This is a genomic window from Cognatundibacterium rivi, assembly GCF_018139565.1.
GTDB lineage: Bacteria > Pseudomonadota > Gammaproteobacteria > Burkholderiales > Burkholderiaceae_D > Undibacterium > Undibacterium rivi.
Map to the genome: position 1 here is coordinate 159,137 of NZ_JAGSPK010000003.1, position 26,764 is coordinate 185,900.

28 protein-coding genes and 1 pseudogene are annotated in these 26,764 nt (G+C 48.6%); 6 read left to right on the forward strand and 23 right to left on the reverse strand.

Going from position 1 to position 26,764, the window contains the following annotated elements:
* Nucleotides 1-90: 90 nt before the first annotated feature.
* Nucleotides 91-786, reverse strand: a complete 696-nt coding sequence (locus KDM87_RS09380; protein WP_212679243.1) for a nitroreductase — start codon at nucleotides 784-786, stop codon at nucleotides 91-93.
* Nucleotides 786-1,223 (reverse strand): acyl-CoA thioesterase, encoded by a 438-nt coding sequence (locus KDM87_RS09385; protein ID WP_212678842.1) that lies wholly within the window; start codon nucleotides 1,221-1,223, stop codon nucleotides 786-788. The genes KDM87_RS09380 and KDM87_RS09385 overlap by 1 nt, the downstream gene beginning before the upstream one ends.
* Nucleotides 1,224-1,567: 344 nt before the next feature.
* Here KDM87_RS09385 and KDM87_RS09390 point away from each other — a divergent pair, with 344 nt between their 5' ends.
* A complete protein-coding gene (locus KDM87_RS09390; RefSeq protein WP_212678843.1) occupies nucleotides 1,568-2,134 on the forward strand; it encodes a phasin family protein in 567 nt (188 codons plus the stop codon).
* A gap of 82 nt (nucleotides 2,135-2,216) precedes the next feature.
* Here the strand turns inward: KDM87_RS09390 and KDM87_RS09395 are convergent, their stop codons facing one another.
* From KDM87_RS09395 to KDM87_RS09420, 6 genes are all read right to left on the reverse strand, one after another.
* Nucleotides 2,217-2,942 (reverse strand): ABC transporter ATP-binding protein, encoded by a 726-nt coding sequence (locus KDM87_RS09395; protein WP_212678844.1) that lies wholly within the window; start codon nucleotides 2,940-2,942, stop codon nucleotides 2,217-2,219.
* Nucleotides 2,942-3,712, reverse strand: a complete 771-nt coding sequence (locus KDM87_RS09400; protein WP_186883174.1) for an ABC transporter ATP-binding protein — start codon at nucleotides 3,710-3,712, stop codon at nucleotides 2,942-2,944. The genes KDM87_RS09395 and KDM87_RS09400 overlap by 1 nt, the downstream gene beginning before the upstream one ends.
* 11 nt (nucleotides 3,713-3,723) lie before the next feature.
* The gene (locus KDM87_RS09405; RefSeq protein WP_212678845.1) at nucleotides 3,724-4,914 is read right to left on the reverse strand and encodes an ABC transporter permease subunit; all 1,191 of its coding nucleotides are present in this window, start codon (nucleotides 4,912-4,914) and stop codon (nucleotides 3,724-3,726) included.
* A gap of 11 nt (nucleotides 4,915-4,925) precedes the next feature.
* Nucleotides 4,926-5,855 carry a branched-chain amino acid ABC transporter permease gene (locus KDM87_RS09410; protein WP_212678846.1) on the reverse strand — a complete coding sequence of 310 codons (930 nt, stop codon included), beginning with the start codon at nucleotides 5,853-5,855 and terminating at the stop codon, nucleotides 4,926-4,928.
* A 477-nt stretch (nucleotides 5,856-6,332) separates the two neighbouring features.
* On the reverse strand, nucleotides 6,333-7,298 hold the full coding sequence (gene ispH / locus KDM87_RS09415; protein WP_212678847.1) for a 4-hydroxy-3-methylbut-2-enyl diphosphate reductase: 966 nt from the start codon (nucleotides 7,296-7,298) through the stop codon (nucleotides 6,333-6,335).
* 4 nt (nucleotides 7,299-7,302) lie between these two features.
* Nucleotides 7,303-7,758, reverse strand: coding sequence for an FKBP-type peptidyl-prolyl cis-trans isomerase (locus KDM87_RS09420; RefSeq protein ID WP_212678848.1), 456 nt, complete (start codon nucleotides 7,756-7,758; stop codon nucleotides 7,303-7,305).
* Nucleotides 7,759-7,844: 86 nt separating this feature from the next.
* Here KDM87_RS09420 and radC point away from each other — a divergent pair, with 86 nt between their 5' ends.
* The 3 genes from radC to rpmG all read left to right on the forward strand — a co-directional run bounded on the left by radC (nucleotide 7,845) and on the right by rpmG (nucleotide 9,074).
* Nucleotides 7,845-8,519: a RadC family protein gene (radC, locus tag KDM87_RS09425; protein ID WP_212678849.1), complete on the forward strand. Its 675-nt coding sequence runs from the start codon at nucleotides 7,845-7,847 to the stop codon at nucleotides 8,517-8,519.
* 125 nt (nucleotides 8,520-8,644) lie between these two features.
* On the forward strand, nucleotides 8,645-8,881 hold the full coding sequence (rpmB, locus tag KDM87_RS09430) for a 50S ribosomal protein L28 (protein WP_162040513.1): 237 nt from the start codon (nucleotides 8,645-8,647) through the stop codon (nucleotides 8,879-8,881).
* A gap of 25 nt (nucleotides 8,882-8,906) precedes the next feature.
* The gene (gene rpmG / locus KDM87_RS09435) at nucleotides 8,907-9,074 is read left to right on the forward strand and encodes a 50S ribosomal protein L33 (protein WP_110257750.1); all 168 of its coding nucleotides are present in this window, start codon (nucleotides 8,907-8,909) and stop codon (nucleotides 9,072-9,074) included.
* Nucleotides 9,075-9,206: 132 nt separating this feature from the next.
* Here the strand turns inward: rpmG and KDM87_RS09440 are convergent, their stop codons facing one another.
* The 15 genes and pseudogenes from KDM87_RS09440 to KDM87_RS09510 form a co-directional block, all read right to left on the reverse strand.
* Nucleotides 9,207-10,409, reverse strand: a complete 1,203-nt coding sequence (locus KDM87_RS09440) for a DesA family fatty acid desaturase (RefSeq protein WP_230407684.1) — start codon at nucleotides 10,407-10,409, stop codon at nucleotides 9,207-9,209.
* Nucleotides 10,410-10,538: 129 nt separating this feature from the next.
* Nucleotides 10,539-11,855, reverse strand: a complete 1,317-nt coding sequence (locus tag KDM87_RS09445; protein WP_212678850.1) for a mechanosensitive ion channel family protein — start codon at nucleotides 11,853-11,855, stop codon at nucleotides 10,539-10,541.
* Nucleotides 11,856-11,914: 59 nt separating this feature from the next.
* Nucleotides 11,915-12,859 (reverse strand): RsmB/NOP family class I SAM-dependent RNA methyltransferase, encoded by a 945-nt coding sequence (locus tag KDM87_RS09450; protein WP_408058727.1) that lies wholly within the window; start codon nucleotides 12,857-12,859, stop codon nucleotides 11,915-11,917.
* A gap of 353 nt (nucleotides 12,860-13,212) precedes the next feature.
* Nucleotides 13,213-13,818, reverse strand: a complete 606-nt coding sequence (gene purN / locus KDM87_RS09455) for a phosphoribosylglycinamide formyltransferase (protein WP_212678852.1) — start codon at nucleotides 13,816-13,818, stop codon at nucleotides 13,213-13,215.
* A gap of 89 nt (nucleotides 13,819-13,907) precedes the next feature.
* A pseudogene (locus KDM87_RS09460) lies at nucleotides 13,908-14,327 on the reverse strand (barstar family protein); the annotation flags it as partial.
* A 5-nt stretch (nucleotides 14,328-14,332) separates the two neighbouring features.
* Nucleotides 14,333-14,704, reverse strand: coding sequence for a ribonuclease (locus KDM87_RS09465; RefSeq protein ID WP_186896746.1), 372 nt, complete (start codon nucleotides 14,702-14,704; stop codon nucleotides 14,333-14,335).
* Nucleotides 14,705-14,804: 100 nt separating this feature from the next.
* Nucleotides 14,805-15,998 (reverse strand): patatin-like phospholipase family protein, encoded by a 1,194-nt coding sequence (locus KDM87_RS09470; protein ID WP_212678853.1) that lies wholly within the window; start codon nucleotides 15,996-15,998, stop codon nucleotides 14,805-14,807.
* A 122-nt stretch (nucleotides 15,999-16,120) separates the two neighbouring features.
* Nucleotides 16,121-16,879 (reverse strand): 3-hydroxyacyl-CoA dehydrogenase, encoded by a 759-nt coding sequence (locus tag KDM87_RS09475; protein WP_212678854.1) that lies wholly within the window; start codon nucleotides 16,877-16,879, stop codon nucleotides 16,121-16,123.
* Nucleotides 16,880-17,137: 258 nt separating this feature from the next.
* Nucleotides 17,138-19,300: a sodium-translocating pyrophosphatase gene (locus KDM87_RS09480; protein WP_212678855.1), complete on the reverse strand. Its 2,163-nt coding sequence runs from the start codon at nucleotides 19,298-19,300 to the stop codon at nucleotides 17,138-17,140.
* Between the two features lie 150 nt (nucleotides 19,301-19,450).
* Nucleotides 19,451-20,107 carry an adenylate kinase gene (gene adk / locus KDM87_RS09485; protein WP_186883148.1) on the reverse strand — a complete coding sequence of 219 codons (657 nt, stop codon included), beginning with the start codon at nucleotides 20,105-20,107 and terminating at the stop codon, nucleotides 19,451-19,453.
* A 201-nt stretch (nucleotides 20,108-20,308) separates the two neighbouring features.
* Entirely contained in the window at nucleotides 20,309-21,064 is a 756-nt protein-coding gene (kdsB, locus tag KDM87_RS09490) for a 3-deoxy-manno-octulosonate cytidylyltransferase (RefSeq protein WP_212678856.1), read from the reverse strand.
* Between the two features lie 12 nt (nucleotides 21,065-21,076).
* On the reverse strand, nucleotides 21,077-21,262 hold the full coding sequence (locus KDM87_RS09495; protein ID WP_186883146.1) for a Trm112 family protein: 186 nt from the start codon (nucleotides 21,260-21,262) through the stop codon (nucleotides 21,077-21,079).
* Nucleotides 21,243-22,286 carry a tetraacyldisaccharide 4'-kinase gene (gene lpxK / locus KDM87_RS09500; RefSeq protein WP_212678857.1) on the reverse strand — a complete coding sequence of 348 codons (1,044 nt, stop codon included), beginning with the start codon at nucleotides 22,284-22,286 and terminating at the stop codon, nucleotides 21,243-21,245. The genes KDM87_RS09495 and lpxK overlap by 20 nt, the downstream gene beginning before the upstream one ends.
* Nucleotides 22,287-22,426: 140 nt before the next feature.
* A complete protein-coding gene (locus tag KDM87_RS09505) occupies nucleotides 22,427-22,876 on the reverse strand; it encodes an ExbD/TolR family protein (RefSeq protein WP_186883144.1) in 450 nt (149 codons plus the stop codon).
* 2 nt (nucleotides 22,877-22,878) lie between these two features.
* Nucleotides 22,879-23,484, reverse strand: coding sequence for a MotA/TolQ/ExbB proton channel family protein (locus KDM87_RS09510; protein ID WP_212678858.1), 606 nt, complete (start codon nucleotides 23,482-23,484; stop codon nucleotides 22,879-22,881).
* Nucleotides 23,485-24,629: 1,145 nt separating this feature from the next.
* On the opposite strand from KDM87_RS09510, the gene xseA reads away from it, so the two are divergent.
* Together xseA and sodB are read left to right on the forward strand one after the other, a co-directional pair.
* A complete protein-coding gene (xseA, locus tag KDM87_RS09515) occupies nucleotides 24,630-25,994 on the forward strand; it encodes an exodeoxyribonuclease VII large subunit (RefSeq protein ID WP_212678859.1) in 1,365 nt (454 codons plus the stop codon).
* 180 nt (nucleotides 25,995-26,174) lie between these two features.
* Complete coding sequence (gene sodB / locus KDM87_RS09520; RefSeq protein WP_186883141.1) at nucleotides 26,175-26,753, forward strand: superoxide dismutase [Fe]; 579 nt, start codon at nucleotides 26,175-26,177, stop codon at nucleotides 26,751-26,753.
* The last annotated feature ends 11 nt before the right edge of the window (nucleotides 26,754-26,764 follow it).

A 26,764-nucleotide genomic window follows, 5' to 3' on the forward strand; every position in this document is an offset into this window, starting at 1 on the left:
AAATATGCCAAAAAATTTGATGCAGTTTAGCAAATCTCAAAAAAATCGCAAGATAATTAATAACTTAGCGTAAGTTTTTGAAGCAATACATCATGTTAAAAACTTAACGAACGCAGTGACTGACTCACGTTCAGTCGCAAGCGAATTTTCTACTTTCGACATATCTGCGTAACCCAGAGCCATGCCGCACACCAGCATTTCATTTTCAGGAAACTGTAGTTGCTCACGGATAATTTTATGATACTGGGTAAAAGCGGCTTGCGGACAAGTATCCAGACCACGGGCTTTTGCCGCCAACATGATATTTTGCAAAAACATGCCGTAGTCTAACCAAGAGCCCTGCTCCATTACGCGATCAATGGTGAAAATCAATCCCACCGGCGCATCAAAAAAAGCATAATTCCTGCCATGCTGCGCATGCATCCCTTGCTTATTTTCGCGTGCAAGTCCAAGTAAGGCGTATAAGTCCCAGCCAACTTTACGCCGCCGCTCCAGATACGGACTAACCCATTTTACGGGGTAATAATTGTATTCCTCAGTATGCGCTTCTTCTGTCGAGGGATGCTGATGGGCATGCAGAATTTTTTCAGACAGTTGCGTCAGACTATTGCTCGTCAATACATAGACTTTCCATGGCTGCGTATTGCTCCCGGATGGTGCGCGCGATGCCACCTCCAGAATGCGCTGTATCTCTTCTGGCGCCACTACATCAGGTAAAAATGCACGAACCGAACGACGTTCTGTAATGACCTGATCAACAATTTGCTGGGAAGGGGAAGTTATCATCATGAATCACTTTTTATTGATTGCAAAAGTAAGCGTAAAGGCTCTGGGAGAGGAACAGGACGGCGGCTTTCCCTATCCACATAGACGTGGACGAAATGACCTTGCGCGCATGCTTCAGTCTCATCTGCTTTAAAAATACCCAGTTCGTAACGCACACTGGAATTTCCTAATTTACTGACAGAAACACCCGCGGTCACCTTTTCAGGGAAAGCAACGGAGGCAAAGTAATTACACTGCGTTTCTATCACGAGTCCAATCACATTACTTTTTTCAATATTAAGCACCTGATGACTGATCAGAAATTGATTGACCACCGTATCAAACCAGCTGTAATACACCACATTATTCACATGTCCATACGCATCGTTATCCATCCAGCGTGTGGTTATTTCATGGAAATGGCCGAAGTCGCTACGGCGTTTCGCTTGTATCTTCATTAGTCCCCTTTTACGTCGACTCAGTGTCGCTTTTTTCTTAGATAAAAGTCTAACATAAGCTTACAAATTCATAATCCTGTCATACAGGAAAGAGAAACTATGGCTTGAGAATCAACTTTTCTCCTGACTGAGCCTGCAAGGTCAGAGTTTCATCACAAAACGACAACGTTAAAATATTGCATTAATTACATAATTACGCTTGATTAAGCGCGATGAAGCAATATAATAATTACTGCATAGCACAAATTTAACAAGCGACTGCATTTATCGATTGTATTTGTTCTGTTTCAATAAATGCTGAAAACACCCTCTGTCTGATTCGCCCTTTTAAACAGGAGATCACTATGTTTTCCGTACCTGAACAACTTTCTAATGCAACTAAAGCAAACTTAGATGCACAATTGGCCTTATTCTCTAACCTGAGCGGTAAAACTATCGAAGGCGTTGAGAAGTTAATTGAATTAAATCTGAACGCCATTAAAAGCTCATTCGAGTCGACCGCGACAACAACAAAGCAATTGTTAGCAGCAAAAGACCCTCAGGATTTTTTTGCTTTGAGCAGCTCACATGCCCAGCCAAGTGCAGAAAAATTACTTGATTACAGCCGACATCTGACATCCATCGCATCGGCCGCGCAAGCGGAGCTCACGCATGCCGCAGAAGCACAAATAGCGGAAAGTAGCCGCAAATTTCAGGCTTTGTTTGACGAAGTGTCAAAAAATGCGCCTGCAGGATCAGAACAATTTGTGTCGTTTTTTAAAACAGCGATCACAAATATGAATTCCGGATATGAGCAATTAAGTAAAACCACGAAACAAGCCGTCGATGCAATAGAAGCGAATCTGAACAACACGGTCGCGCAAATCTCACAAGCAACAGAAAAGGCGACTCCTCGTACTACAAAGAAATAATGGATATAAGCCCCGACATTCAAGGGCTTCAGTTATAAAAAAGCCCCGGAATTTTCCGGGGCTTTTTTATGAAGGGAAATAATCAGGCCTCGCCTAAATACGCCGCCTGGACTTTTGGGTCATCCAGCATGTCTTTGGCGTTGCCGCTCATAGTGATATTGCCTGACTCCATCACATAACCACGATGAGCGGCCTGCAGAGCTAATTTTGCATTTTGTTCTACCAGTAAAATGGTAATGCCTTGTGCCGAGACGTTGCGGATCACTTCAAAAATCTTCTCAACCATAATGGGTGACAAGCCCATTGACGGCTCGTCCAGCAACAATAATTCAGGGTGACTCATTAATGCCCTCGCCATCGCCAGCATCTGTTGCTCACCACCGGAAAGAGTGCCTGCCAGCTGCGCAGAGCGCTCTTTCAGGCGAGGGAAAATCGAGAACCATTTATCGATATCGCTTTCAATTCCAGCTTTATCATTTCTGGTAAAAGCACCCATCATCAAATTCTCAAGAATCGTCATGCGGGTAAATACGCCACGCCCTTCAGGTACCATTGCCAGATGATTCGCCACCAGCTCAAAAGAGTTTTTTCCTCTGATGGATTTACCTAAGTAAGAGATATCGCCTTCCACCGTACAGCTCGGCAAAGTCCCGGTGACCGCTTTTAACGTGGTGGTCTTTCCCGCACCATTCGCGCCAATCAACGTGATCAATTCGCCCTTATTCACCTCAAGGTCTATGCCTTTAACGGCTTTAATACCACCGTAAGCAACCTTCAGATTACTGATTTTTAAAATGTTCTCAGCCATTAATGAGCACCTCCCAAATATGCTTCGATTACCGCAGGATTTTTCTGAATATCAGCCGGAACACCTTCTGCAATCGGTTTGCCATAATCCAATACGGTAATACGGTCACACAAGCCCATCATCAATTTCACATCATGCTCAATCAAAAGTACGGTCTTTCCTTCTGCCTTGATTTTAACGAGCAGCTCTCTGAGTGCGAGTTTTTCAGTCGCATTCATACCTGCCGCAGGCTCATCAAGAGCAAGTAATTTCGGATCAGTTGCTAATGCGCGGGCAATTTCAAGCCTGCGCTGATCACCGTAAGAAAGAAACTTGGATGTACGTCCGGCGAATTGTCCAATACCGACGAAATCGAGCAATTCCTGTGCGCGGCGACGGATTGCAGCCTCTTCTTCACGCGCAGCGGCGTGTTGGAATATAGCGCCAAAGACACCTTGCTTGGTACGGATATGACGCCCCACCATCACGTTTTCGAGCGCAGTCATTTCGCCAAACAGACGGATATTCTGAAAGGTACGGGCAATCCCCGCCTTAGCAACCTCATGTGGTGCCGACGGCGAATACGGCTTACCATCCAGCTCGAAGCTGCCGGTATCAGGTTGATACAGGCCTGTGATCACATTAAAAAAAGTTGTTTTACCAGCGCCATTCGGGCCGATCAAACCGTAAATCTGACCTTTCTTGATGTCAATCCCTACGTTTGACAATGCTTGCAAACCACCAAAACGCTTGTTCGCACCCTCAATTTTCAACATTGTTTGTTCAGTCATCTTGATCTTCCTTATGCTGCTGCGTCATTCGTTTTGGCCATTCTGTCTTCATGTTTCGGCGCTGGCCATAAACCGGCCGGACGATTCAACATGACAACCACCATTGCCAGACCGTACAACAGTTGACGCAATACCTCAGCATCAATCCAGATTTTTCCGAATATCAACATCTGCACTGGCTCAACCACGTGACGTAACACTTCAGGTAATGCCGCGATCAGAATCGCGCCCAGAATCACGCCTGGAATATGACCAATACCACCTAACACGACCATAGCGAGAATCACCATAGACTCGGTCAGAGAAAAAGACTCTGGCGAAACGAATCCCTGAAACGATGCGAACATGGCACCAGAAATACCGCCAAATGATGCGCCCATGGAAAACGCCAGCAATTTCACGTTACGCGTATTGATACCCATTGCTTTTGCAGCGATTTCATCTTCACGAATCGCTACCCAGGCTCTTCCGAGACGCGAATGCTGTAAACGTGTCGATACAATCACGATAGCGATACACAAAAATAAGAACAAGAAATAATAGGCATTCACCGATGGCATGCTAAAACCAGCCAGATTAATCGTCGCATTGGAACCCGCTTCACCTGCCAGCGAAACACCTAAGATGCTGACCGGATCAATCATGTTGATCCCCTGAGGCCCGTTCGTGATATTGACCGGCGCATTCATATTATTCATAAAAATGCGGATAATCTCACCGAAACCCAGCGTGACGATTGCAAGGTAATCACCGCGCAGCTTTAATGTCGGCGCGCCAAGCAATGCACCAAATAAGCCCGCAATGGCTGCGGCAAAAGGAATAATGATCCAGACCGAAAGATGAATACCCTTTTCTGCGATTTCCGGGCCAAACAGCGTTACCAGAAAATTCCCAAGTGCAGGGTAATTTTCAACAAACGACGCCAGAACAGTCGCAAACTGTGGTGAACCAAAGAGTGCTGCCAGATAAGCCCCGACCGCGTAAAACGCGATATAGCCTAAATCGAGCAAGCCGGCAAAACCGACCACAATATTTAAACCCAGCGCCAGCATAATATAAAGCAACGCAAAATCGATAATACGAACCCAGGAGTTACCAAAATTTGCAGCAATAAACGGAAAAAGAACCAGCACTAATCCCAACACAGCAAAGCTGGTGTAGGCCTTTTCAGGATTCGCTTTGACATCAAATATAGTTGACATTGATCTTCCCCTTATGCACGGTCAGCAACGCGTTCACCCATGATGCCGGATGGTCGCAATGTCAGTACGATAATCAAAACAATAAAAGCAAAAATATCCTGGTATTGGCTACCGAGCACACCTCCGGTTAAATCACCGATATATCCTGCTCCCATACTTTCGATCAACCCAAGAATGATGCCACCAACCATTGCACCATAAATATTACCGATTCCGCCTAATACGGCCGCCGAGAAGGCTTTTAAGCCGGGAACAAATCCCATGGCGAACTGTGCAGATGAATAATTGGCAGCCCACATTACGCCTGCAATAGCAGCAAGTGCGGCACCAATCGCGAACGTGGCGACGATCACCTTATTCGAATCAACCCCCATTAAGCCAGCAACACGAGGGTTTTCAGCCGTGGCCCGCATCGCGCGCCCCATCTTGGTTTTTTCTACCAGCAGCACCAACCCTATCATCGCCACCGTGGCCAGCACCAGCAGTAAAATTTGCACCTGAGAAATCACTGCTCCGCCAACCTCAACAGGGATAGTCGGCATGACGGATGGGAATGAGATGGGACTACGCCCCCAGATCATCATGGCAAAGGTCTGCACCAGAAGTGAAACACCAATTGCCGTGATCAATGGCGCCAGACGAGGCGCATTGCGCAAACGGCGATAGGCCACACGTTCGATCAGCAGATTGACAGCAATACAGACTGGAATGGCGCCAAGAATTGCAATTAGCAACATGACGAAACCAGGAAGTCCGGGCGCATAGACCTGCAAAAGCTTGATGATACTCAGCCCCGCCATCGCACCCACCATCAGCACGTCACCGTGCGCAAAGTTAATCAGATTCAGTACCCCATAGACCATGGTGTACCCCAGGGCAACCAGAGCGTACATGCTGCCTAAGACAAGCCCATTAATAATTTGTTGGATAAAGGTATCCATATTTCGCATCTCTCTCTATAAACGAATCGGAATTTCAGCTAAACGACGACTTAGAACTGGATAAGCTAGTTCGTAATCAGCAAAAATCATTCCTGTTAACAAAAAACGGCTCCCTTTAATCAGGGGGCCGCTCGTGTTTTAACAATTTGCTATCCGAAAAGGCGCGTCATCATATCGAGAGTGCCAATAGTACGTGTAATGCACATGATCAATTCTCCTCTGCAACTTTTTGTAAAAGTTTTTCTAATATTTAGACTTCTTTGTTACGCCATTGAAGTGGGCGGAATTATACAGATGCAACACACTGTGCGAGTGGTAAAAAAACCACCCCATGCTACGTATTTTCCACAAAAATCAATGGCGACTGTCAACACTTGATCAATTTGGTAAATATCCGCATTGATGTGCGGAACAATCTTAAATACGAATTAGCAAAATAAAATATTGAATATCGACATAAAACAAATTTTTCAATTGTTATGTCGATGAGTTTGCCTCGCGTGATACTTCCTTACTAGCACTGAGTCCTTTTGGCATAGGAAACGTCACGTGCTCCTGAACACCGTCTAAAGCCCGGACGCTGCGTGCACCAAGATCGCGCAACCGGGCAATCACCTCAGCCACCAATACCTCCGGCGCAGACGCGCCCGCAGTAACACCGATGCGCAAAACATTTTCCAGCCATGCAGGATTGATCTGTGCCGCATTGTCGACCATAAATGCAGGTACCCCGATTTTTTCAGCGAGTTCGCGTAGACGATTTGAATTCGAACTGTTTGGACTTCCAACCACCAACACCAGATCGACTTGAGGTGCCATGAACTTTACAGCCTCCTGACGGTTGGTTGTTGCGTAACAGATGTCGCCCTTTTTGGGTTCACTGATCAATGGAAATCGCTTTTTTAAAGCAGCAATAATTTCAGCAGTATCGTCAACGGACAAGGTCGTCTGCGAAACATAAGCCAGCATGGCAGGATCAGCAACAGACAAATGCTCTACATCGTCGATCGTCTCGACCAGATACATTCCCCCCTCTGATTGTCCCATTGTGCCTTCGACCTCAGGATGTCCCTGGTGGCCGATCATAATAATTTCCCGGCCCTCATCACGCATCTTAACAACTTCAGAATGAACCTTTGAGACCAAAGGACAGGTCGCATCAAAAATCTGTACGCCACGTTCTTCTGCTTCCTTACGGACTGCCTGCGATACTCCGTGCGCAGAAAAAACCAAGGTATTTCCACGAGGAACATCATTCAGGTCTTCGATAAAAATAGCCCCTTTTTCTTTCAAATCATTCACAACATAAGCGTTGTGGACAATTTCATGCCTGACATAGATAGGTGCACCGAATTTCTCCAGCGCCCTCTCCACGATTTCAATCGCACGATCTACCCCAGCGCAAAAACCGCGGGGTTGAGCCAATAAAATCTCTTTTTCCATGTGCTTACAAAATCCCTATGATTTTTGTTTCAAATAATAAGGTCTGACCGGCAAGGGGATGATTGAAATCAAAAATATATCCCTGTTCATCCACTGAACGTAACACTCCGGCAAAACGTCCACCGGAAGGAGCAGCAAAATCAACCAGATCTCCGACGACGTATTGTTCGCCAGATGCCGAATTTTCTTTTAAAGTAGCGATAGATACACGCTGAACCAAATCAGGATTACGTGGACCGAACGCTTTTTCTGGCGATAACTCTTGCGTTACATGAGCGCCCTCTGCCAAGCCGATCAGAGACAATTCAAGCTCAGGAGCCAGTTGGCCAGTTCCCATCTGCAATGTAGCCGGGCTTTCTTTGAATGTGCTGATAATGTCTTCACCATCTAAGGTTGCAAGCCGATAATGCAAAGTAAGATAAGCATCTTTAGTAACAATGGGGGTGTTCGTAGTGGTCATGATCAATGGCTTTAACAAATAAGGTTCTATTGTAAGCCAGCTTTTGTACTTCGATTCTTTTCTCAAAATTCCGGAGTGGCGTAAATATGGCAATTAACGATTGGCCTGAAGATCAGAGGCCAAGGGAAAGACTGATCAGATTTGGCGCGTCTGCGTTATCAGACGCAGAACTCCTGGCGGTGTTTTTACGAACTGGCGTTACCGGGAAAAGCGCGGTGGACCTGGGGCGTGAGATGATCAATAGCTTCGGCTCTTTATCAAAGTTGTTTAACGCCAGCATTACCGAATTCTCTGCCATTCACGGATTAGGGCATGCTAAGTATGCACAATTGCAAGCTGTGCTCGAATTGGCCAGAAGGTCTATTTACGAAGAGTTACAGAGCAACGCCTCCCTGTCTTCACCGCAAGCCGTCAAGCATTATCTGCAACTCTTAATCGGAAACAAAGCACATGAATCATTTGCGGTTCTGTTTCTCGACACGAAAAACAGACTGATTACATCAGAAGAATTATTTCGGGGCACACTCAATCACGCCAGCGTATACCCCAGAGAAGTAGTTAAAACGGCCTTACAACACAATGCGGCAGCCATTATCCTTGCACACAATCACCCGTCAGGCTCCTGCGAACCCAGTGATGCCGATGTGCGACTAACCCAAACTCTGAAGCAGGCACTGGCACTGGTCGATATACGAGTACTGGATCATTTTATTATTGCAAACCCAGATGTTTACTCCTTCGCAGAGCATGGTTTACTCTGAATTTTAAATTGTTAAATTAATTTTTAAACTAAGACACAATTGTTTTTCGCAAGTCATTGATAATTCATGAGATTTTGTTTATACTCTCATTTTTTCCAATTTCGGAAACTATCAAGGAGTTAAATATGGCACGTGTCTGCCAAGTAACTGGGAAAGGGCCGATGGTTGGCAACAACGTTTCCCACGCTAATAACAAAACAAAACGTCGCTTTTTGCCTAACCTGCAAAACCGTCGCTTTTTCGTAGAATCAGAAAACCGTTGGGTTTCTCTGCGTTTATCTAACGCTGGTCTGCGCGTCATTGACAAAATCGGTATTGATGCGGTTTTGGCTGACCTGCGTGCTCGCGGCGAAAAAGTTTAAGCTAAACTATTGTTAGGAAATCATCATGGCTAAATCTGGTCGCGACAAAATCAAACTGGAATCGACTGCTGGTACAGGTCACTTCTACACAACATCCAAAAACAAGCGCACGATGCCTGAAAAAATGGAGATCATGAAATTTGATCCTAAGGCACGTAAGCATGTCATCTACAAAGAAACCAAAATTAAATAATTTTGTGTTTTAGTAGCAATAAAAAAACCTCGCATTGCGAGGTTTTTTTTCATCTTTCGTTTCCCGGAATGTTCTCGATGAACCATAAAAAAACGGCGCTACTAACGCCGTTTCTTATACGCTACTCAGTAATCAGGCGTAGGTGCGCAACCTGCGGGAAAAATCGTGTAAAGCCTGAATACCCGATGCTTCAGCACGCAGACACCAATCCTGCAGTTGATGCACCAGTTGCTCGCGGCTGACTGTCGAGCGCTCCCAGATCAGCCCTAATTCAACACGCATATCATGCATCGTCTGCAATACCGTACTGTGTGCCAACACTTCCGACAATTCTTGTTTCTGAGATACTTCCAGCTTGGTCGGTTCACGCTGCAACAGCTTTTTTGTGACTTTCAGGCGTGCCGCTTCAAACTGTGCTTTCTCGCGTAATAAAACAACTTCATCGTGCCAGGTTTTGCGCAAAGATTTTGCATACTTAGCCATGACATCGTAGCGATTAGTGATCACCGCCTGCAAAGTTTCCATATCAACTGAGGATTTCAACTCGACGAATTTGGGTTCCGGCGCCACTTTTTTTACCGTCGCCCAGCCAACCATTTCCATGGAGCGGATATACATCCAACCAATATCAAACTCGTACCACTTAGAGGACAACTTCGCCGAAGTGCCAAACGTGTGGTGGTTATTGTGCAATTCTTCACCACCAATCAATATTCCCAACGGAAATATATTGGTCGAAGCATCAACACAATCGTAATTACGATAGCCCCAGTAGTGACCGATACCGTTAATGATTCCTGCAGCAGTAATCGGAATCCAAACCATCTGCACTGCCCAGACAGTAATGCCAATCACACCAAACAAGAGAAAATCGATAAGCAGCATTAAAACAATGCCTCGCCCACTGAAGCGGGTGTAGACGTTCCTCTCCAACCAATCGTCTGGGGTACCATGGCCGTATTTCTGCATGGTTTCCAGATTCTTGCATTCGCTACGATATAATTCCGCGCCCTCAAACAACACTTTCTTGATACCGCGCGTTTGTGGGCTATGCGGATCTTCTTCAGTCTCGCATTTTGCGTGATGTTTACGATGGATGGCAGCCCATTCTTTGGTGACTTGACCAGTGGTCAGCCACAACCAGAAGCGGAAAAAATGACTAGGAATAGCGTGCAATTCCAGTGCGCGATGCGCCTGACAGCGATGGAGAAAAATCGTTACGCTGGCAATCGTAATATGAGTAACGATTGCTGTGAATACGAAAACTTGCCAGCCAGTAGCACGGGTAATGCCATTGGAAAGAAAATCTATTGCGGTTTCAATAAAAGTGCTCAAAATATCATGTACTCCGTCGTTATCGCTTGCTTCGTAGCTTATGTTGTATAAATATACGCACAACCTTAGTGGCACGTGCGCGGGTATTGTACGCGTTTTTAGAGGGGTTCCACCAATTTATAGCGTTCATCAGCTCAACTTTGCCGCCTCCGATGGCTCATTTTTGAGTAATGTCACCACTCTTTGTGGGAACGGCAGATCAATATTGTGCTCTTTAATGACTTGCCAAATCGCCAGATTAACCTCGGACAGCACGCCGACACGCCCATTTTCTGGATCAGATATCCAGAATCCTACACGGATATCAAAACCATCCGCACCAAACTTTATCAGCGACGCCGACGGGGCAGGATCTTGTGCAACCCGCGCAACTTTAGCGGCCGCTGATGCTAACAGAGCCAGCAGAGTATCCAGATCAGTCTGATAGGAAACCGTCAGATCCGTCGACATCGCCACCTTGCTATTGGTTAACGAATAATTTTGTACCGGAGTTGATACCAGCATTTCGTTTGGAATCACGGATTCCGAACCATCGGGCCCCAGCACAACGGTGTATCGGGTATTGATCTGAGTGACTTTTCCGCTGAATTTATCTACGGTAATCATATCTCCGATAGACATGCTGCGGTCGAGCAAAATAATAAACCCCGAAACATAACTACTGGCAATTTTCTGTAAACCAAATCCTAGGCCAACCCCAAGCGCACCACCAAATACGGAGAGAACGGTTAAGTCTATTCCGACTATGGTCAGACTCATCAGAATTGCGATGAGAATCAGCAATGCGCGCCCGACACGGGAGAGAACAACTTTCAACGATGTATGCACCGTTGGCAACATCATCAGCCGGGTTTCAAGTGCGGCGCTGGCCCACAATGCAACAATTAAAGTAATCGCGACGGAAATACTTGCCTGAAAAATCGTCAGCAAGGAAATTTTATTCTTACCAACAGGAATGACCAGGTCATCCATTGCTTCCAGTAAATCTGGCCACAAACCACTGAAGTGCAAAACAACCCCGACCCACACCAAGCCCGCGAATAGCTTTTCAAAAAGAGCCAGAAACTTACCTAAGTTTCCATCCCTGGCAAAAGTCTTACGTACAACATAAAACCCAAAGCGTATAAGTGCCAGAGAACCTATCACTGGAAATAGTAATCGGATCAGATTGGTATGCTGCCATTGCCCCAAAATCGCTTTACCTATCAGTAAAAACAATAAGGTCAGCGCAGGAGTCAGTACACGTGAAAAGCTACCGACACCTAATTGAACGACACCCGAACTGGCCCGCTCATGAGTTCCGGCAACACTAGTTTTAAGGAGGCGTGAAACTCCCCAGGCGAGCGCAAAACAACATAACACGGTCCCCACTTGCCAAAAAAACTGAGGCTCACGAAAATCGGTGGCCAGATCAGACAATAAACTGGCGAGTAATGGTGCGCTCATATCGGGAAAATAAAAATGTCCTCATCGCATAACGAAGAGGACTAGATAGAAGGAACAAATTATTTATTGCGTTCTAATATCGCAGCAAAGAAACCGTCAGTCTGATGAATATGTGGATACAATTTCAGATAGTCACCCATCTCCAGTTCTATCTTTTGCTCAGCCAAAACTTTTGATGCTGGAACTAAAGTGAAATCAGCATGTTCCGCCAGGAAAGCCTGAACAATCGCTTCATTCTCTTCGTCCAGAATACTGCATGTTGCATATACCAGACGGCCACCAGCTTTCACCATGCGAGAAGCACTCGCCAGAATAGAAGATTGCTTTACATTCAGTTCCGCCACACCTTCGACCGTCTGCCGCCATTTGACATCTGGATTACGGCGCAAAGTCCCGAGACCACTGCATGGTGCATCGACCAGCACGCGATCAAGCTTCCCCGCCAAGCGCTTAATTTTTGCGTCTTTTTCATGTGCAATCACAACCGGATGCACGTTTGATAAACCGCTGCGCGCGAGTCGTGGTTTCAGCTTCGCCAGACGCTTCTCAGAAATATCAAATGCATACAAACGACCTGTGTTGCGCATCGTCGCACCTAACGCCAATGTCTTACCGCCGGCACCGGCACAAAAATCTGCCACCATTTCACCGCGACGAGCGCCAACCAGTTGTGCGAGTAGCTGACTGCCTTCGTCCTGAACTTCTATCGTGCCATCTTTAAATAAGGGCAAATTCTGTATGGATGGCTTTTTCTTTACCCGCAAACAAGTGCTGGAATACGGTGTCGGCTCAGCAATAATCGGTGCCTGCGCAAGAGCCGCAGCCACGTCATCACGATTAGCCTTCATCGAGTTCACACGTAAATCAAGAGAAGCCGGTGTATTCAATGATTCAGCCAGAGCCAGCGCCTTCTCTTCACCAAAACGTTCACTTAATTTTTCCCACAGCCAGGCGGGTAAATTTGACTTCATTACGACAGGTAAATGTGAGCGATCAATTTGCATTACCCGTTCTAACCAGCTGGTTTCTTCTTCGCTGAGCCCACCCAAGGATTCAGCTCCGACAGCATCGGCCAGGCCAAGTAAGGTCAGACGTCGCATCGGCGAACCAGAGCCAGATTCAGCAAAATTGGTGTACACCGATTTATTCCGCAACAAGCCATAAATCGCTTCTGCGATCACGCCGCGTTCGCGCGAACCAAGGCGCGGATGTTCACGGAAATAGCGAGATAAAGTACCATCGGCTGGACCGGTAAAACGTAAAATCTCGCGTAAAACTTCTTCTGTGTGGCCAGTAATGGCGGGAGGTAATCTCATACTGCTTCCTTAAAATTCTATATCGGTCAATGTTGACCTGTTTATTCACTGACCTTAACGATATGGCCAGTAATATTGATTTTGTCTTCCACAAACAGGCGTACCGCCTGTGGATAAATGACATGCTCCTGCTCCAGTACGCGAAGAGCCAGACTGTCCTCGGTATCATCCGCTTTGACCGGAACTACAGCCTGCGCAACAATCGGCCCGTGATCGAGCTCTGCAGTCACAAAATGCACCGTTGCACCATGCACCTTGACGCCAGCGTCCAGTGCCTGCCGGTGTGTCGCGAGGCCAGTAAAACTCGGCAGCAATGATGGATGTATATTCAGCAAACGCCCCGCATAATGCTCGACGAATGCAGGTGTGAGAATCCGCATAAAACCGGCCAGAACAACAAGATCAGGCGAATATTCGTCAATCGTCTGCTGCAGCACACAATCAAATGCTTCGCGAGATGAAAATTCCTTACTGACGACAACGGCTGTATCTATGCCAAGTCCGGCAGCATAAGCCAAACCACTGGCATCGGCTTTGTTACTGATGACGGCAGCAATCTGTGCTGGCCATTTTTGTGACATGCAGGCGTCAACGATTGCCCGCATATTACTACCACGACCAGAAATGAGAATAACGATCTTTTTCATGGCGGCATTGTAACGCTGTAAGGCACTGACTCCCAAATAAAAATGCCGGTCATCAGCGCCGGCATTTTAGTCTGGCAACATCAAGATGATTATTCAAATGAATAAAATACCCGAAAGGCAACTTTCTTTTCTGCCCAGAAATCGGCGGCATCACGAAACACATCTAATAAAATTTCACGCGCTTCTTTATCGAATTTCGGAGTATTCGGTAATTGCTCCAGAACAATGACAAAGCCGGGTTGTGGGCCAGCCTGATGAATCATATCTGTCAGACAATCATACAGAGCGTCAAAATTTTTCCCGAAATGCTTTGGAAAACCGAAAGATGCAGCAATTTTAGCCAAAACTTGTTGCTTGGTCGTCGTGTCAAGACAGTATGCGTACAAAAAATGCTGTCCCAGATGCGCCGCTTCAGCCTGCAGATCAGGAACACGGAAAGCCCGAATCGACTGCACGACATTCGGCGCCACTGTTACTAATAAATCCATTTCTCCCTCAGGTGATGAGATCATAATTATTCTCTGATACGCCGAAAACTTTCGTAATGGTCATCGGTATAGTAATACTCCCCGGATTGCGCCGGTATCCCGCCAGCGATGATGCGACGAGCACCACGATTGCGGGCTCTCGGGGTTTTGACTGTGTATTCGTGATAATAGCCACGCTTTTGCTTGGGGAGTCTGGACTCGTAATTACCAAAAACAACGCCATCTTTTTCGTATGGAAACGGGCCACCTTGCTTAATCAGCATCAAGGTTGTCTGTGCCTCGCGCGGAAGCTCGCTGACGAACACGATGCCGACATTATCTTTTGCAAATGCAACAGAAGCAAGTAAAGCAATCGTCAAAAAGAGAAAGTACTGGCGAAAAAAGCGAAAATTTCTCATTAACTACTCATTAATTTAGCATGATGCAAACGGTGAACTAAACCGTAGATTAACGGTTTGCTCGCCATGTATCAACCTTCATTCATCGCTGACTAGCCTGCTATCGTTTGAGAATGTCGTCTTCTGAACGGAAAAAATTTAATACCTCTTCTTGTTTTGCCCTGGTATCACGTCTACCCAACTCAATCAGTTCGCGCGTGTAACTTGCCTCAAACAAAAGATAGGATGCCAGTGCCGCGCCACGTGCCTCGGTTGCACCGACGCCTCCCAACATGGTGCGAACGGGCAAAGGTAAGCTGCCGGTATGGCGACTCGCAATTTCATCCAGACGTTCAGAAGGTGCAATCACCAGCAACTCTACTGGGCGCAACGGCGCATTTGCAAGGGCTTCTTTGGGCAACAAGGACAGGGTTTTATTAATCCGCGTCAGCCGTTCAATATCAACGGCGAGACTGTCGAGAAAAATACTTGAAAGCGCATGGCCGGCAATTTGCGCAAGGCTGGGGTATTGCACATGATCTGCACTCGTAGCAGGAGGTTCTGCCAGTCTACCTGCACCCACGATCAGCACTTTCTTTGCCCCCAGATGGATCGCCGGGGAAATCGGTGCCAACTGGCGCATAGAACCGTCACCGCAATATTGAAGATGGCCTTCCCAATTCAAAGGAACCGCCGGAAAAATAAATGGAATTGCTGCCGATGCCATTAAATGCGAGACAGCGATAAAGTCACGTTGCGACAAACGCTGACTTCTTACCCATGGTGCAATGTCCGCCAGAGTCTGATAAAAAGTTAAGTGATGTCCAGACGTGTACGACGACGCCGTCACCGCCAACGCCCGCAAAGCGCCCGATTGCAGTGCAGCGTCTAATCGCGGCAAATCCAGCATCCGGTTCAGCAAATCTGCGAGCGGTGAACTATCGAGCAGAGAATTGGGGGGCGACTGACGCCATTTGTTCAACAACCAGCCAAATGACCACAGAGTCAGCCAGCGCGCGCCTGTCCGGATGACCCCTAAAGAATCAGACCGGTAGACTTGTGCTGCTTCAAAGTTTTCCCAGACCTTGAGCACATGCGCGACCGATTCAGCAAAGTGATCTGCTCGACAAGCCAGAGCGGTCGCATTGATGGCACCGGCAGAGGTGCCGCAGATAATGCCAAAAGGGTTAGTAGCAGGCGACCAGGATGCTTCCTCAACTAAAATCCTGGCAATTTCGTCCAGCACGCCCATCTGATAAGCGGCGCGGGCACCACCACCGGTCAGGATCAATCCAGTTTCAGAATGAGGATTCATCAGACTCCGACAATAAAAAAGGGCAAACAAGTGTTCGCCCTAGTGTATTAGCCTGCAACGAAATTGTCATCAGATCAAACGCAGACGTTGCGCTCGCTGACAACATCAACGGCACCGCGAGGTTATTTGGGCTGCATGCGAATAGCGCCATCCAGACGGATAGTTTCGCCATTCAGCATCACATTTTCAATAATCGTTTTGGATAAATGTGCATATTCTTCCGGCTTACCGAGACGAGGTGGGAACGGCACCATTTTTCCTAACGCGTCCTGTACTTCTTGCGGCATGCCCAGCAACATCGGTGTTTCAAAAATACCTGGAGCAATCGTCATAACACGAATCCCACTGCGGGATAAATCACGTGCCATCGGCAAGGTCAGTCCAACCACCGCCGCTTTAGAGGATGCATAAGCCGCCTGACCGATTTGTCCGTCATACGCCGCGACCGACGCGGTATTAATAATCACACCGCGCTCGCCTTGTTCTGTCGCGTCTGTTTTTGCCATCGCATCGGCGGCCAGTCGACACATATTGAACGTGCCAATCAGATTAATATTAACGACACGCTGAAATACATCGAGCGGATGTGGGCCATCTTTACCGACTGTTTTAACGGCTGGCGCAACGCCTGCACAATTTACCAGGCCGCGCACGGTGCCCAATGCAGTCGCGGCATCGACAACTGCTTTGCCATCCGCTTCTGAAGTTACATCACACTTCACGAAGATCCCGCCCAGTTCGGCAGCCAGTTTCTCACCAGCTTCCACCTGTAAATCCGCTAAAACGACTTTACCGCCATTGGCAGCTATCATCTTTGCCGTCGCGGCACCCAAGCCGGAAGCACCACCAGTAATAATAAAAACACCATGTTGGATTTGCATGTTCTGCCTCTTTCGTTTTGGTTAAGAAATAGCAAAGTTATGCTATTGATGTGAAAATCTGACCGGAATTGGGCTTGCATTTCAACGTGCAATGCAAACACGTTACGTTTACGTAAACGTCATCTCTGTATTGTATCCAACTTTGCCGCGCCGCTAAAAGAAAAAAGATGCTCCGCTGTTCTGGTACGCATCTTTTTAAGCTGAATCAAATAATCGTTTATGTTTATGTCTGTGTCTTTTTCTGATTTGATTTTGTATCTATTTTTGTGCTGACACTGCCAGGCTCACTACGTGTGGAGGTGCCGCTGAAACGACGACGGCAGCGACAGATGAGGCAGGAGCACTTGCAGCAATACCGCCAGCCGACTGCGACACCGGATGCGGCAGCAGTGGCACAAGCAGCAAGGCAACAATATTAATAATTTTGATCAGCGGGTTCACAGCCGGTCCGGCGGTGTCTTTGTATGGGTCACCCACCGTATCCCCGGTCACGGCCGCCTTATGCGTCTCGGAACCTTTGCCACCGTAATGACCATCCTCGATATATTTCTTTGCATTATCCCAGGCACCACCGCCAGTCGTCATCGAAATAGCGACGAATAATCCTGTCACTATCGTTCCCATTAATAATCCACCCAGCGCTGCCGGCCCCAGCAGCAAACCAACGAGCAGCGGCACAATCACAGGCAGCAGCGAGGGCAATATCATTTCCCGTATAGCTGATGTCGTCAGCATATCGACAGCCTTGTCGTACTCTGGTTTGCCACTACCATCCATAATCCCTTTGATTTCGCTGAACTGGCGGCGCACCTCCACCACCACAGCACCAGCGGCACGCCCAACAGCTTCCATTGCCATCGCACCAAACAGATAAGGAATCAAGCCACCTATAAACAGACCGACAATGACCTGCGGATTCGACAAATCAAATACAGTCGATTTACCGACAGCATCTAAAGCATGGGTGTAATCGGCAAACAAGACCAATGCGGCCAGACCTGCTGAGCCTATCGCATAGCCTTTAGTCACTGCTTTGGTGGTGTTGCCAACCGCATCCAGCGGATCGGTAATGGCTCTGACTGAAGCAGGCATTTCTGACATTTCAGCGATACCGCCGGCGTTATCTGTAATCGGGCCATACGCATCTAGCGCAACGATGATACCTGCCATCGACAGCATCGCTGTCGCTGCGATCGCGATGCCATATAAACCACTAAAGCTGTAAGAAGTCAGAATGGCAGCGCACACCGCCAGCACCGGCCACGCGGTCGATTTCATCGACACGCCCAGACCAGCAATAATGTTGGTGCCGTGGCCAGTAGTTGATGCCTGCGCCACATGCTGCACCGGCTTGAAATCGGTTCCTGTGTAATATTCAGTGATGTACACCATCAGGCCAGTCAGGGTGATACCCACCACGGTTGCCCCCATCATGCGCCAGCGCATTGCATCGTCGGGCCACACCAGCCAGGTCACAATCGCAAAGCCGATCAGCGACAAACCAGCCGCCCACCACAAGCCGGTATACAGCGCTGACATGATTTTTTTACCGGGCCGGGCTTTGACGGCAGAACAACCGACGATAGAGGCAAGTATCGACACCGCGCCGAGCAGCAAGGGATAAACAATCGCTTGCGTGACAGCGTTAGTGACGACCAGCGCGCCCAGTAACATCGTCGCAATCAGCGTCACGACATACGTTTCAAATAAATCTGCTGCCATCCCCGCACAATCACCGACATTATCGCCAACGTTATCGGCAATCACGGCGGGGTTACGCGGGTCATCCTCAGGAATACCTGCTTCGACTTTCCCGACCAGATCCGCACCGACGTCGGCGCCTTTAGTGAAAATACCACCGCCCAGCCGGGCAAAAATGGAAATCAGCGAAGCACCGAAGGCAAGTCCGATCAAGGGCTGAATCACATCGTGCTGACTCAGCGTCAGCCCCATCCCATGCGGCGCGGAGAGTATGAGTAGCGAGTAAAAACCGGTAACGCCTAACAAGCCCAGCCCGACAACCAACATGCCGGTAATTGCACCGCCACGAAAGGCAACATCAAGCGCTTCGTTCATCCCTTTGGTCGCCGCCTGCGCAGTACGCACGTTCGCCCGCACCGACACATTCATACCGATAAAACCACAGGCTCCCGACAAGACTGCGCCAATCAGAAAGCCACAGGCGGTTGTCAGTCCCAACCCGGGAATCGCAGCAATCGCAATGAACAGGATCACGCCTACCAGCGCTATCGTACGGTATTGTCTCGCCAGATAAGCTGATGCGCCTTGCTGTATCGCCGCTGCAATCTCCTGCATACGCGGGGTGCCGGCATCCTGCTTTAATATCCAGCGGCGCGACAGCAAACCGTATAACACGGCAATCACGCCGCATGCGATCACAAACCAGAGACTCGTTACCATGGTGACTCCTCCTGTTGTTGTAGTTGTCAGACAGCGTCATCCGGGGCAAATGCTCAGAGACGACAGAAAAACTCAGCACATAAGTTAATCATGCACAACAGGAGCAGAGACGAAAAAAAAGCGGACATATTGTCCGCTTCCTTACTTCTCTTATTCCGCTAATGCAGCGAAAGCGCTGTCGCGTATGGTCTCGACTGGCCCTACTCCCGCAATCTTGCGGTATTTAGGTGCGCCGGGCTGACCTGATTTTGCCCAGTCGCCATAATAGCCAACCAGCACTTCTGTCTGTTCGTGATAGACAGACAAACGCTTTTTAACCGTTTCTTCTTTATCGTCGTCACGCTGTATCAGGTCTTCACCTGTGACGTCGTCTTTCCCTGCCACTTTTGGTGGATTGTATTTGACGTGATAAGTACGACCTGAACCCGGATGCACACGACGGCCGCTCATACGGTCAACAATCGCCTCATCAGGAACATCGATTTCCAATACATAATCAATCGCGACGCCGGCTTCTTTCATCGCATCAGCTTGTGGCGTTGTGCGCGGAAAACCGTCGAACAAATAACCATTGGCGCAGTCGCTTTCTTTCAGGCGATCTTTGACCAGACCGATAATGATGTCATCAGAAACCAAACCACCTGCATCCATGACTTTTTTTGCTTCCAGACCGAGCGGGGTACCAGCTTTGACTGCGGCACGTAACATATCGCCAGTCGAGATTTGCGGAATATTGAATTTTTCTTTGATGTAATTAGCCTGCGTGCCTTTACCAGCACCTGGCGCTCCTAACAAAATAAGACGCATTTTATTTCCTAAGACGAGTTTGAATTTGCTTGCACGCTCGCAAGGGAGCATGCGGAATCTTTTTTAATTTACTGTGGAACACTACGGAATTGTTTTTCTTTTAGTAGTAATAACACAGAATCTTTTCACGAAACTTACCACAATTTCCGCCACTATTGCTGTCTGAATATGAAATCAATCCAGAGTCATCAATGTTTTAGCTCATTTTCCTGAAAAAATACGACGAACCCGTTCCAGATCTTCCAGCGTATCCACACCGGGCGCCGGGCTGGCCTGCGTCACATGCACTGCAATCGGATAGCCGTGCCACAGCACGCGTAACTGTTCCAGTGCTTCGATCTGTTCCAGAGGCGAGATGTCGAGTTGTGGATACTGTTGTAAAAAATCGTTGCGGTACGCATACAGACCGATGTGACGCAGCGGCGTGTAGCCAGCTGGCAGCTGCTCACGACTCGCCGCAAACGCGTCGCGATGCCAGGGGATCGTTGCGCGTGAAAAATACAAAGCGCGGCCGGATTTATCGAGCACCACTTTCACCACATTCGGATTAAAAACTTCAGCGACGTCATGCAAGGGATGCGCTGCGGTCGCCATCGGCACCTGCGCATTCACCAATGCCGCCGTAGCACCGATCAATGCCGGATCAATTAAGGGTTCGTCGCCCTGCACATTGACCACCACGGCGTCTGCAGGCAATTGCATGCTGGCAGCCACCTCCGCAATCCTATCGGTGCCAGACGGATGGTCTGAGCGCGTCATGCGCACAGGCACACCATGCGCCTCACAGGCAGCCACAATATCGGCGTGATCAGTTGCCACCATAATCGCGCTGGCGCCAGATGCGAGCGCACGTTCAGCGGTGCGCACCACCATCGGTTTACCAGCGATATCAGCAAGCGGTTTATTTGGCAGGCGACTCGATGCCAGTCGCGCCGGAATAATGGCGATAAAACTCATACGGCGCCCCGCTTAGCGCGCGTCGATTTCTTCTTGTGTCAGGGTGCGAGCCTGATCTGTCCACATAACAGGAATATCGTCACGCACAGGAAACGCCAGTTTATCGGCATAGCAAATTAGTTCTTGCGCAGCTTTGTTATAGACCAATGGTCCCTTGCAGACAGGACAAACTAAAATATCAAGCAGGCGAGCTTCCATGCTTTTTCTCCGAAATCATTTGAAGTAGATCTGCTGCAAACGTGCCGTCCAGTTGCGCCTCAACAGGCACAACCCAGATGCGGGCATCTGTTTGCAATGCAGGAATTTGTCGACATTTTACTGCATCCTTTTCCGTGATCAGAATGCAATCGGCAGCGATGGCCTGAAAAGTCGCGGCATCAAAAGCGAAATGATCCGGCAACGCCACGCCTTCACATTGCAATCCTGCATTAGCCAGTGTCGTGAAAAAACGCTGCGGATGACCGATGCCTGCAACCGCGCACAAACGCTTCGCCGCAAAATTAGCAAGAGGCTGACGACATTCAGGCGCCGCCAGTTGATACGCCTGCTGCGCCTGCAATTGCATACGAACCGCATCAGCAGGAATACCCGGCACAGCTGCGGCGCTGATCTCTTCAGATGCATTGAGTACGGTGAAATCACGTCGTCTTTGTACCGGTTCGCGTAAAGGCCCCGCAGGCAACATCCAGCCGTTACCAGCACCACGCTGATCGAACAGCATGATCTCGATATCGCGCGCCAGAAAGTAATGCTGCAAACCATCGTCGGCAATCACGATATCTACTTCCGTATGCGACGCCAGCAATGCGCGCCCCGCCGCAACGCGATCCCGCCCGACAGCCACCGGAACACCGGTACGTTGCGCGATCAACAGCGGCTCATCGCCGACCTGTGACGCCAGCGCATCCGCCGTCAGCAGCGTCACGTTGTCAGCTTGCGCCCCATAACCGCGCGAAATGACGCCAGGTCGATAACCTGCCGCCTGCAATTGCTGCACCAGCCAGATCACCAACGGGGTTTTGCCGGTGCCACCGACATAGATATTGCCGACCACAATCACCGGCACACTGAGTTTCGCTTGCGCTTTGTAACCCAGCACAAACAAGCCGAAGCGGAACGTGACGATGAGCTGAAACAGTCTGGACAGCGGCCACAACAAGCACGCCACGAGACCGCGCTTTTGCCACGCCTGCAACAGCCAGGATTCCAGCCAGACCCGCATCTTTTTCCCTCTGCTAAAAACAAGCGGGGAGTATGATACTCCCCGGTAGTATGCTATTCAAAAATGAAATTGCCCGCTAAAACATTGGGGTATAGGGTGTTGTATTCACATACTCCCCAAAATCACCATGCTGGAGAGGCTTATTTACTGCGGCTTCCAGCCTGGGCTGCGAATGTCACTTTGGCTAATCCTGCAATACGCGCCGCTTCCAGCACATCGATCACCGACTGGTGCGTCGCAGCGCGATCTGCATTGATGATCACAACGGGCTCAGCCTGCGCGCCAGTCGAGCCCTCGGCCAGTGCGGCACTGGCACGGCGCAAATCCTCGGCCAGCGTTGCAGTATCCAGAAAAGAAACCGCCTGATTATTGATCTTGTATCGTCCTTGCGCATCGATACCGATATCGATCTGATTCGGCTTTTCCTGTGCTTTTTCGGCGTCGGCCGTTGGCAGCGTGATCTGTAATTCGGTGAAACGGCTATATGTCGTCGTCACCATCAGAAAAATCAGGATCACTAACAGCACGTCAATAAACGGGATCAGGTTAATTTCAGGCTCTTCCCTGCCCTTTCCTTTGCGAAAGTTCATATTTACTTTCTGGCGCTGTGAACAACGTCAACAAATTTGACGGCCTGTTGTTCCATATCGACCACGAGACTATCGACCAGGGCTCGGAAATGGCGATAAGCGACCAGCGCCGGCATCGCGATCAGCAGACCAAAACCCGTGTTGTACAAGGCCACCGAAATACCATGCGCCAATTGCGCCGGATTCGCGCCGGTCGCCGTTTGCGAACCGAAAATTTCTATCATCCCAACCACCGTACCGAACAAGCCCATCAGCGGCGCCAATGAAGCTATCGTGCCCAGTGTCGTCAGGAAACGTTCGAGCTCATGTGCGACCGCAGCACCAGCTTCTTCGATGGACTCTTTCATCACTTCGCGTGGCGCGCTGACGTTGCGCAAACCCGCAGCCAGCACTTTACCCAAAGGGGAATTGCCTGCAAGTTGTTGTATCACTTCCGGCTTTACCTTACCTGACTGATACACCCGTATCACTTCATCAAGCAGCGTCGCTGGCAGAATTTTATTGCGGCGCAAGGAAAAACTGCGCTCAATAATCAGCGTTAAGGCGATCACAGAAGAAATCAACAACAGATAAATAGGCCAGCCGGCGGCTTGAATAATGGCGAACAAAGCGCACTCCTAGTAGGTTCAGAAATCCAACCCCGCAATGTAGCGCTTTGTGTGCTGACGGGCAAGGGTACTGATGAAAAAAACGACGTCTGTGCATATCTCTCATGTTTTACACAAAATCTGTGCGCAAGCTTGTGGATAAGTATGGCATAGCACCGTAAGCCTTTGAAATAAAAAAGATTTCCGATAACGCTCAAGAATTAGGCAACGTTGATCGGGGTAGATACCGGGTTTTTCCGGCCATATTTTTTCCTATTTCTGCACACTTTATGTGGACAAGCTTGTGCACAAGCGCTGCGAAACAAGTTAAGTCCCTGATTTATAAATAGATTAATCTTCTGCAAATTATTTAGGCAAAGTGCTTTTTTTCAGTCATTTTGCTCAAAATAACAGCAAGGCTGCGCATGCAGTGGACAACTCCATTGTTTTGCACAAATTATGTGGACAAATTTGTGCAGAATGCCGAAAAAGATCTGCAATTAATTGATTTATATAGATAAATATAATCAGCTTAAAAATTGGGCAAATCCGGTTTTGAGGCGATTCAATACCTTTTTATCATCATGAAACCGATAGCATTCAGCCGCTGTCGGGGATAACTCTGACTTTTTGCACATTTTTTGTGGACAACATTGTGAAAAAGACTGGGGAATCACATTAAGTCCATGATTTATATCAACTATTTTATAAAGCCTGTTTTTTAAGCACGGACTAAAAAGATGAGATCACAAAGAAATAATTACTTACAAAGCAAGTTTTTCTGTGAACAAGTCCATTTTTCTCACATTTTTTGTGGACAAGACTGTGCAAAAGGAAAAGAAAACGCACTAACTCCATGATTTTATTCAGAAATACTGTTCTGCATAAAATATAAGCAAAACCTGGTTTCCGTCACTGCGCTGAAGATACCCACAGTTTATGCACTTATTCTGTGGATAAGTTTGTGCACAAGCCTTGTATCGTTCTGTAACTCCTTTGATTTGTAAGGATTTTTTCATATTGCCTGATTTACTTGCAGAGAGATAGATAATAAAAATCAAGGACTTATATTCGGAATTTGCATTTCTTTTGACTTATGACTGTCGTAATGACATGCTGGAGACCGCCACAAGCTTCTGTGGACAGCTTTTTTGATTGTATGCCACATGAACACTGAATCCCGCCCTTCAAACTCAATTGCGACAAGCGCTGTCATCAGTGTTTCGGCGCTCAACAGCGCCGTAGCTCAATTATTGGAACGCAATATCCCGCTGACCTGGGTTTCCGGCGAAATATCGAATTTCACCCGCGCCAGCTCTGGACATTGGTATTTCACTCTCAAAGACAGCGCGGCTCAGGTACGTGCAGTCATGTTTCGTGGCCGCGCCCAGTATGCGGATTTCCAACCGCGCGAGGGCGATAAAGTCGAGGTGCGGGCACTGGTGACGCTGTATGCGCCGCGCGGTGATTATCAGCTCAGCGTCGAAGCGATACGTCGTGCCGGGGTCGGCAACCTGTATGAAGCTTTTTTACGTCTGAAGGCGCAACTGACTCAGGAGGGCTTATTTGATCCTGAGCGCAAACGCGCGCTACCCGTTTTTCCAAAAACCATAGGCATCGTCACCAGCCCGCAGGCAGCCGCATTGCGCGATGTGCTGACGACGCTGCGGCGCCGGGTGCCGCAGATTCAGGTCATCTTGTATCCGACGCCGGTACAAGGCGAAGGCGCCGGTGCCAAAATTGCCCAGGCAATCGCCACTGCTGCCGCACGCGAAGAATGCGATGTGCTGCTGGTCTGCCGCGGTGGTGGCAGCATAGAAGATTTGTGGGCATTCAATGAAGAAATCATCGCCCGCACCATCGCCAACTGCCCCATGCCAGTGATTGCCGGCATCGGCCATGAAACCGACTTTACGATTGCCGACTTCGCCGCCGATATCCGCGCTGCAACGCCAACGGCCGCCGCAGAACTTGCCGCCACACCGCGTGCCGACTGGATCGCCGGGCTAGAACAGCAACAACACCGTATGCAAAGAGCAATGCGCCGACAAATAGCGACCCAGAATCAGACGCTGGACTGGCTGTCCCGTCGTCTGCTGAGTCCGGCGGCAGCGATCAATTTAAAACGACAGCAATTGCAGCATTGTCTGCAAACGCTGCGTTACAGCAGCGGCATTCCCTTGCAACGTTCACGCCATGCACTGGCGCAGCTGGATATGCGGCTGAAAAGCCAGCGCCCTGATGTGCATTCGGCACGTACACAATTAAACGAACTCCGACATCGGCTGCAGCAATGCCAACGCCACGCGCTTTCGCAGCAACGCCAACAACTCAGCGCGCTGCAGACACAGCTGGAATTACTGAATCCGCAACGCACGCTGGATCGTGGTTACGCGATTATCCGCGACCACAAAGGCAAACTCCTGCGTTCAACTCAAGAGTTACACCCGCAAAGCCTGATCAACATCCATCTGGCAAACGGCAGTGCTGAAGTGGGCATCAGCAGCGTCCAGACCAGTCTGGATCAGTGATGACAAAATATGCGACCGGCATGACACGTTCAGCGACCGCTGACATAAGCTTGCGACCGCTTCCTGATCCGAAAATCGCACAGTTGCGCTGCAAGCTTTTGCACAAACGCTTACAATGGTCGTTTTACCCGTTCGTAGTCATAAAACGGAACCCACTGAAGAAAACTAAAAGGACACATCATGGAACATACCTTACCGGCATTGCCCTATGCATTGGACGCTCTGGCTCCGCACATTTCCAAAGAAACACTGGAATATCACTACGGCAAACATCACCAGACTTATGTGACCAACCTGAACAACCTGATCAAAGGTACAGAGTTCGAAAATTCCACACTCGAAGAAATCGTTAAAAAATCTTCCGCTGGCGTCTTCAACAATGCTGCGCAAATCTGGAATCACACTTTCTACTGGAATGGCCTGAAACCGAATGGCGGCGGCGCTCCTACTGGTGCACTGGCTGACGCGATCAACGCAAAATGGGGTTCTTTCGATGCATTCAAAGAAGCCTTCAATAAATCCGCAGTCGGCAATTTCGGTTCTTCATGGACATGGCTGGTGAAAAAAGCGGACGGTACATTGGATATCGTCAACACATCGAATGCAGCGACACCACTGACAACAACAGACAAACCACTGATCACCTGCGATCTGTGGGAACACGCTTACTACATCGACTACCGCAATGCGCGTCCAAAATATCTGGAAGCATTCTGGGCGTTGGTTAACTGGGATTTCGCTGCAGCGAACCTGGCGTAAGTTACCGTGTT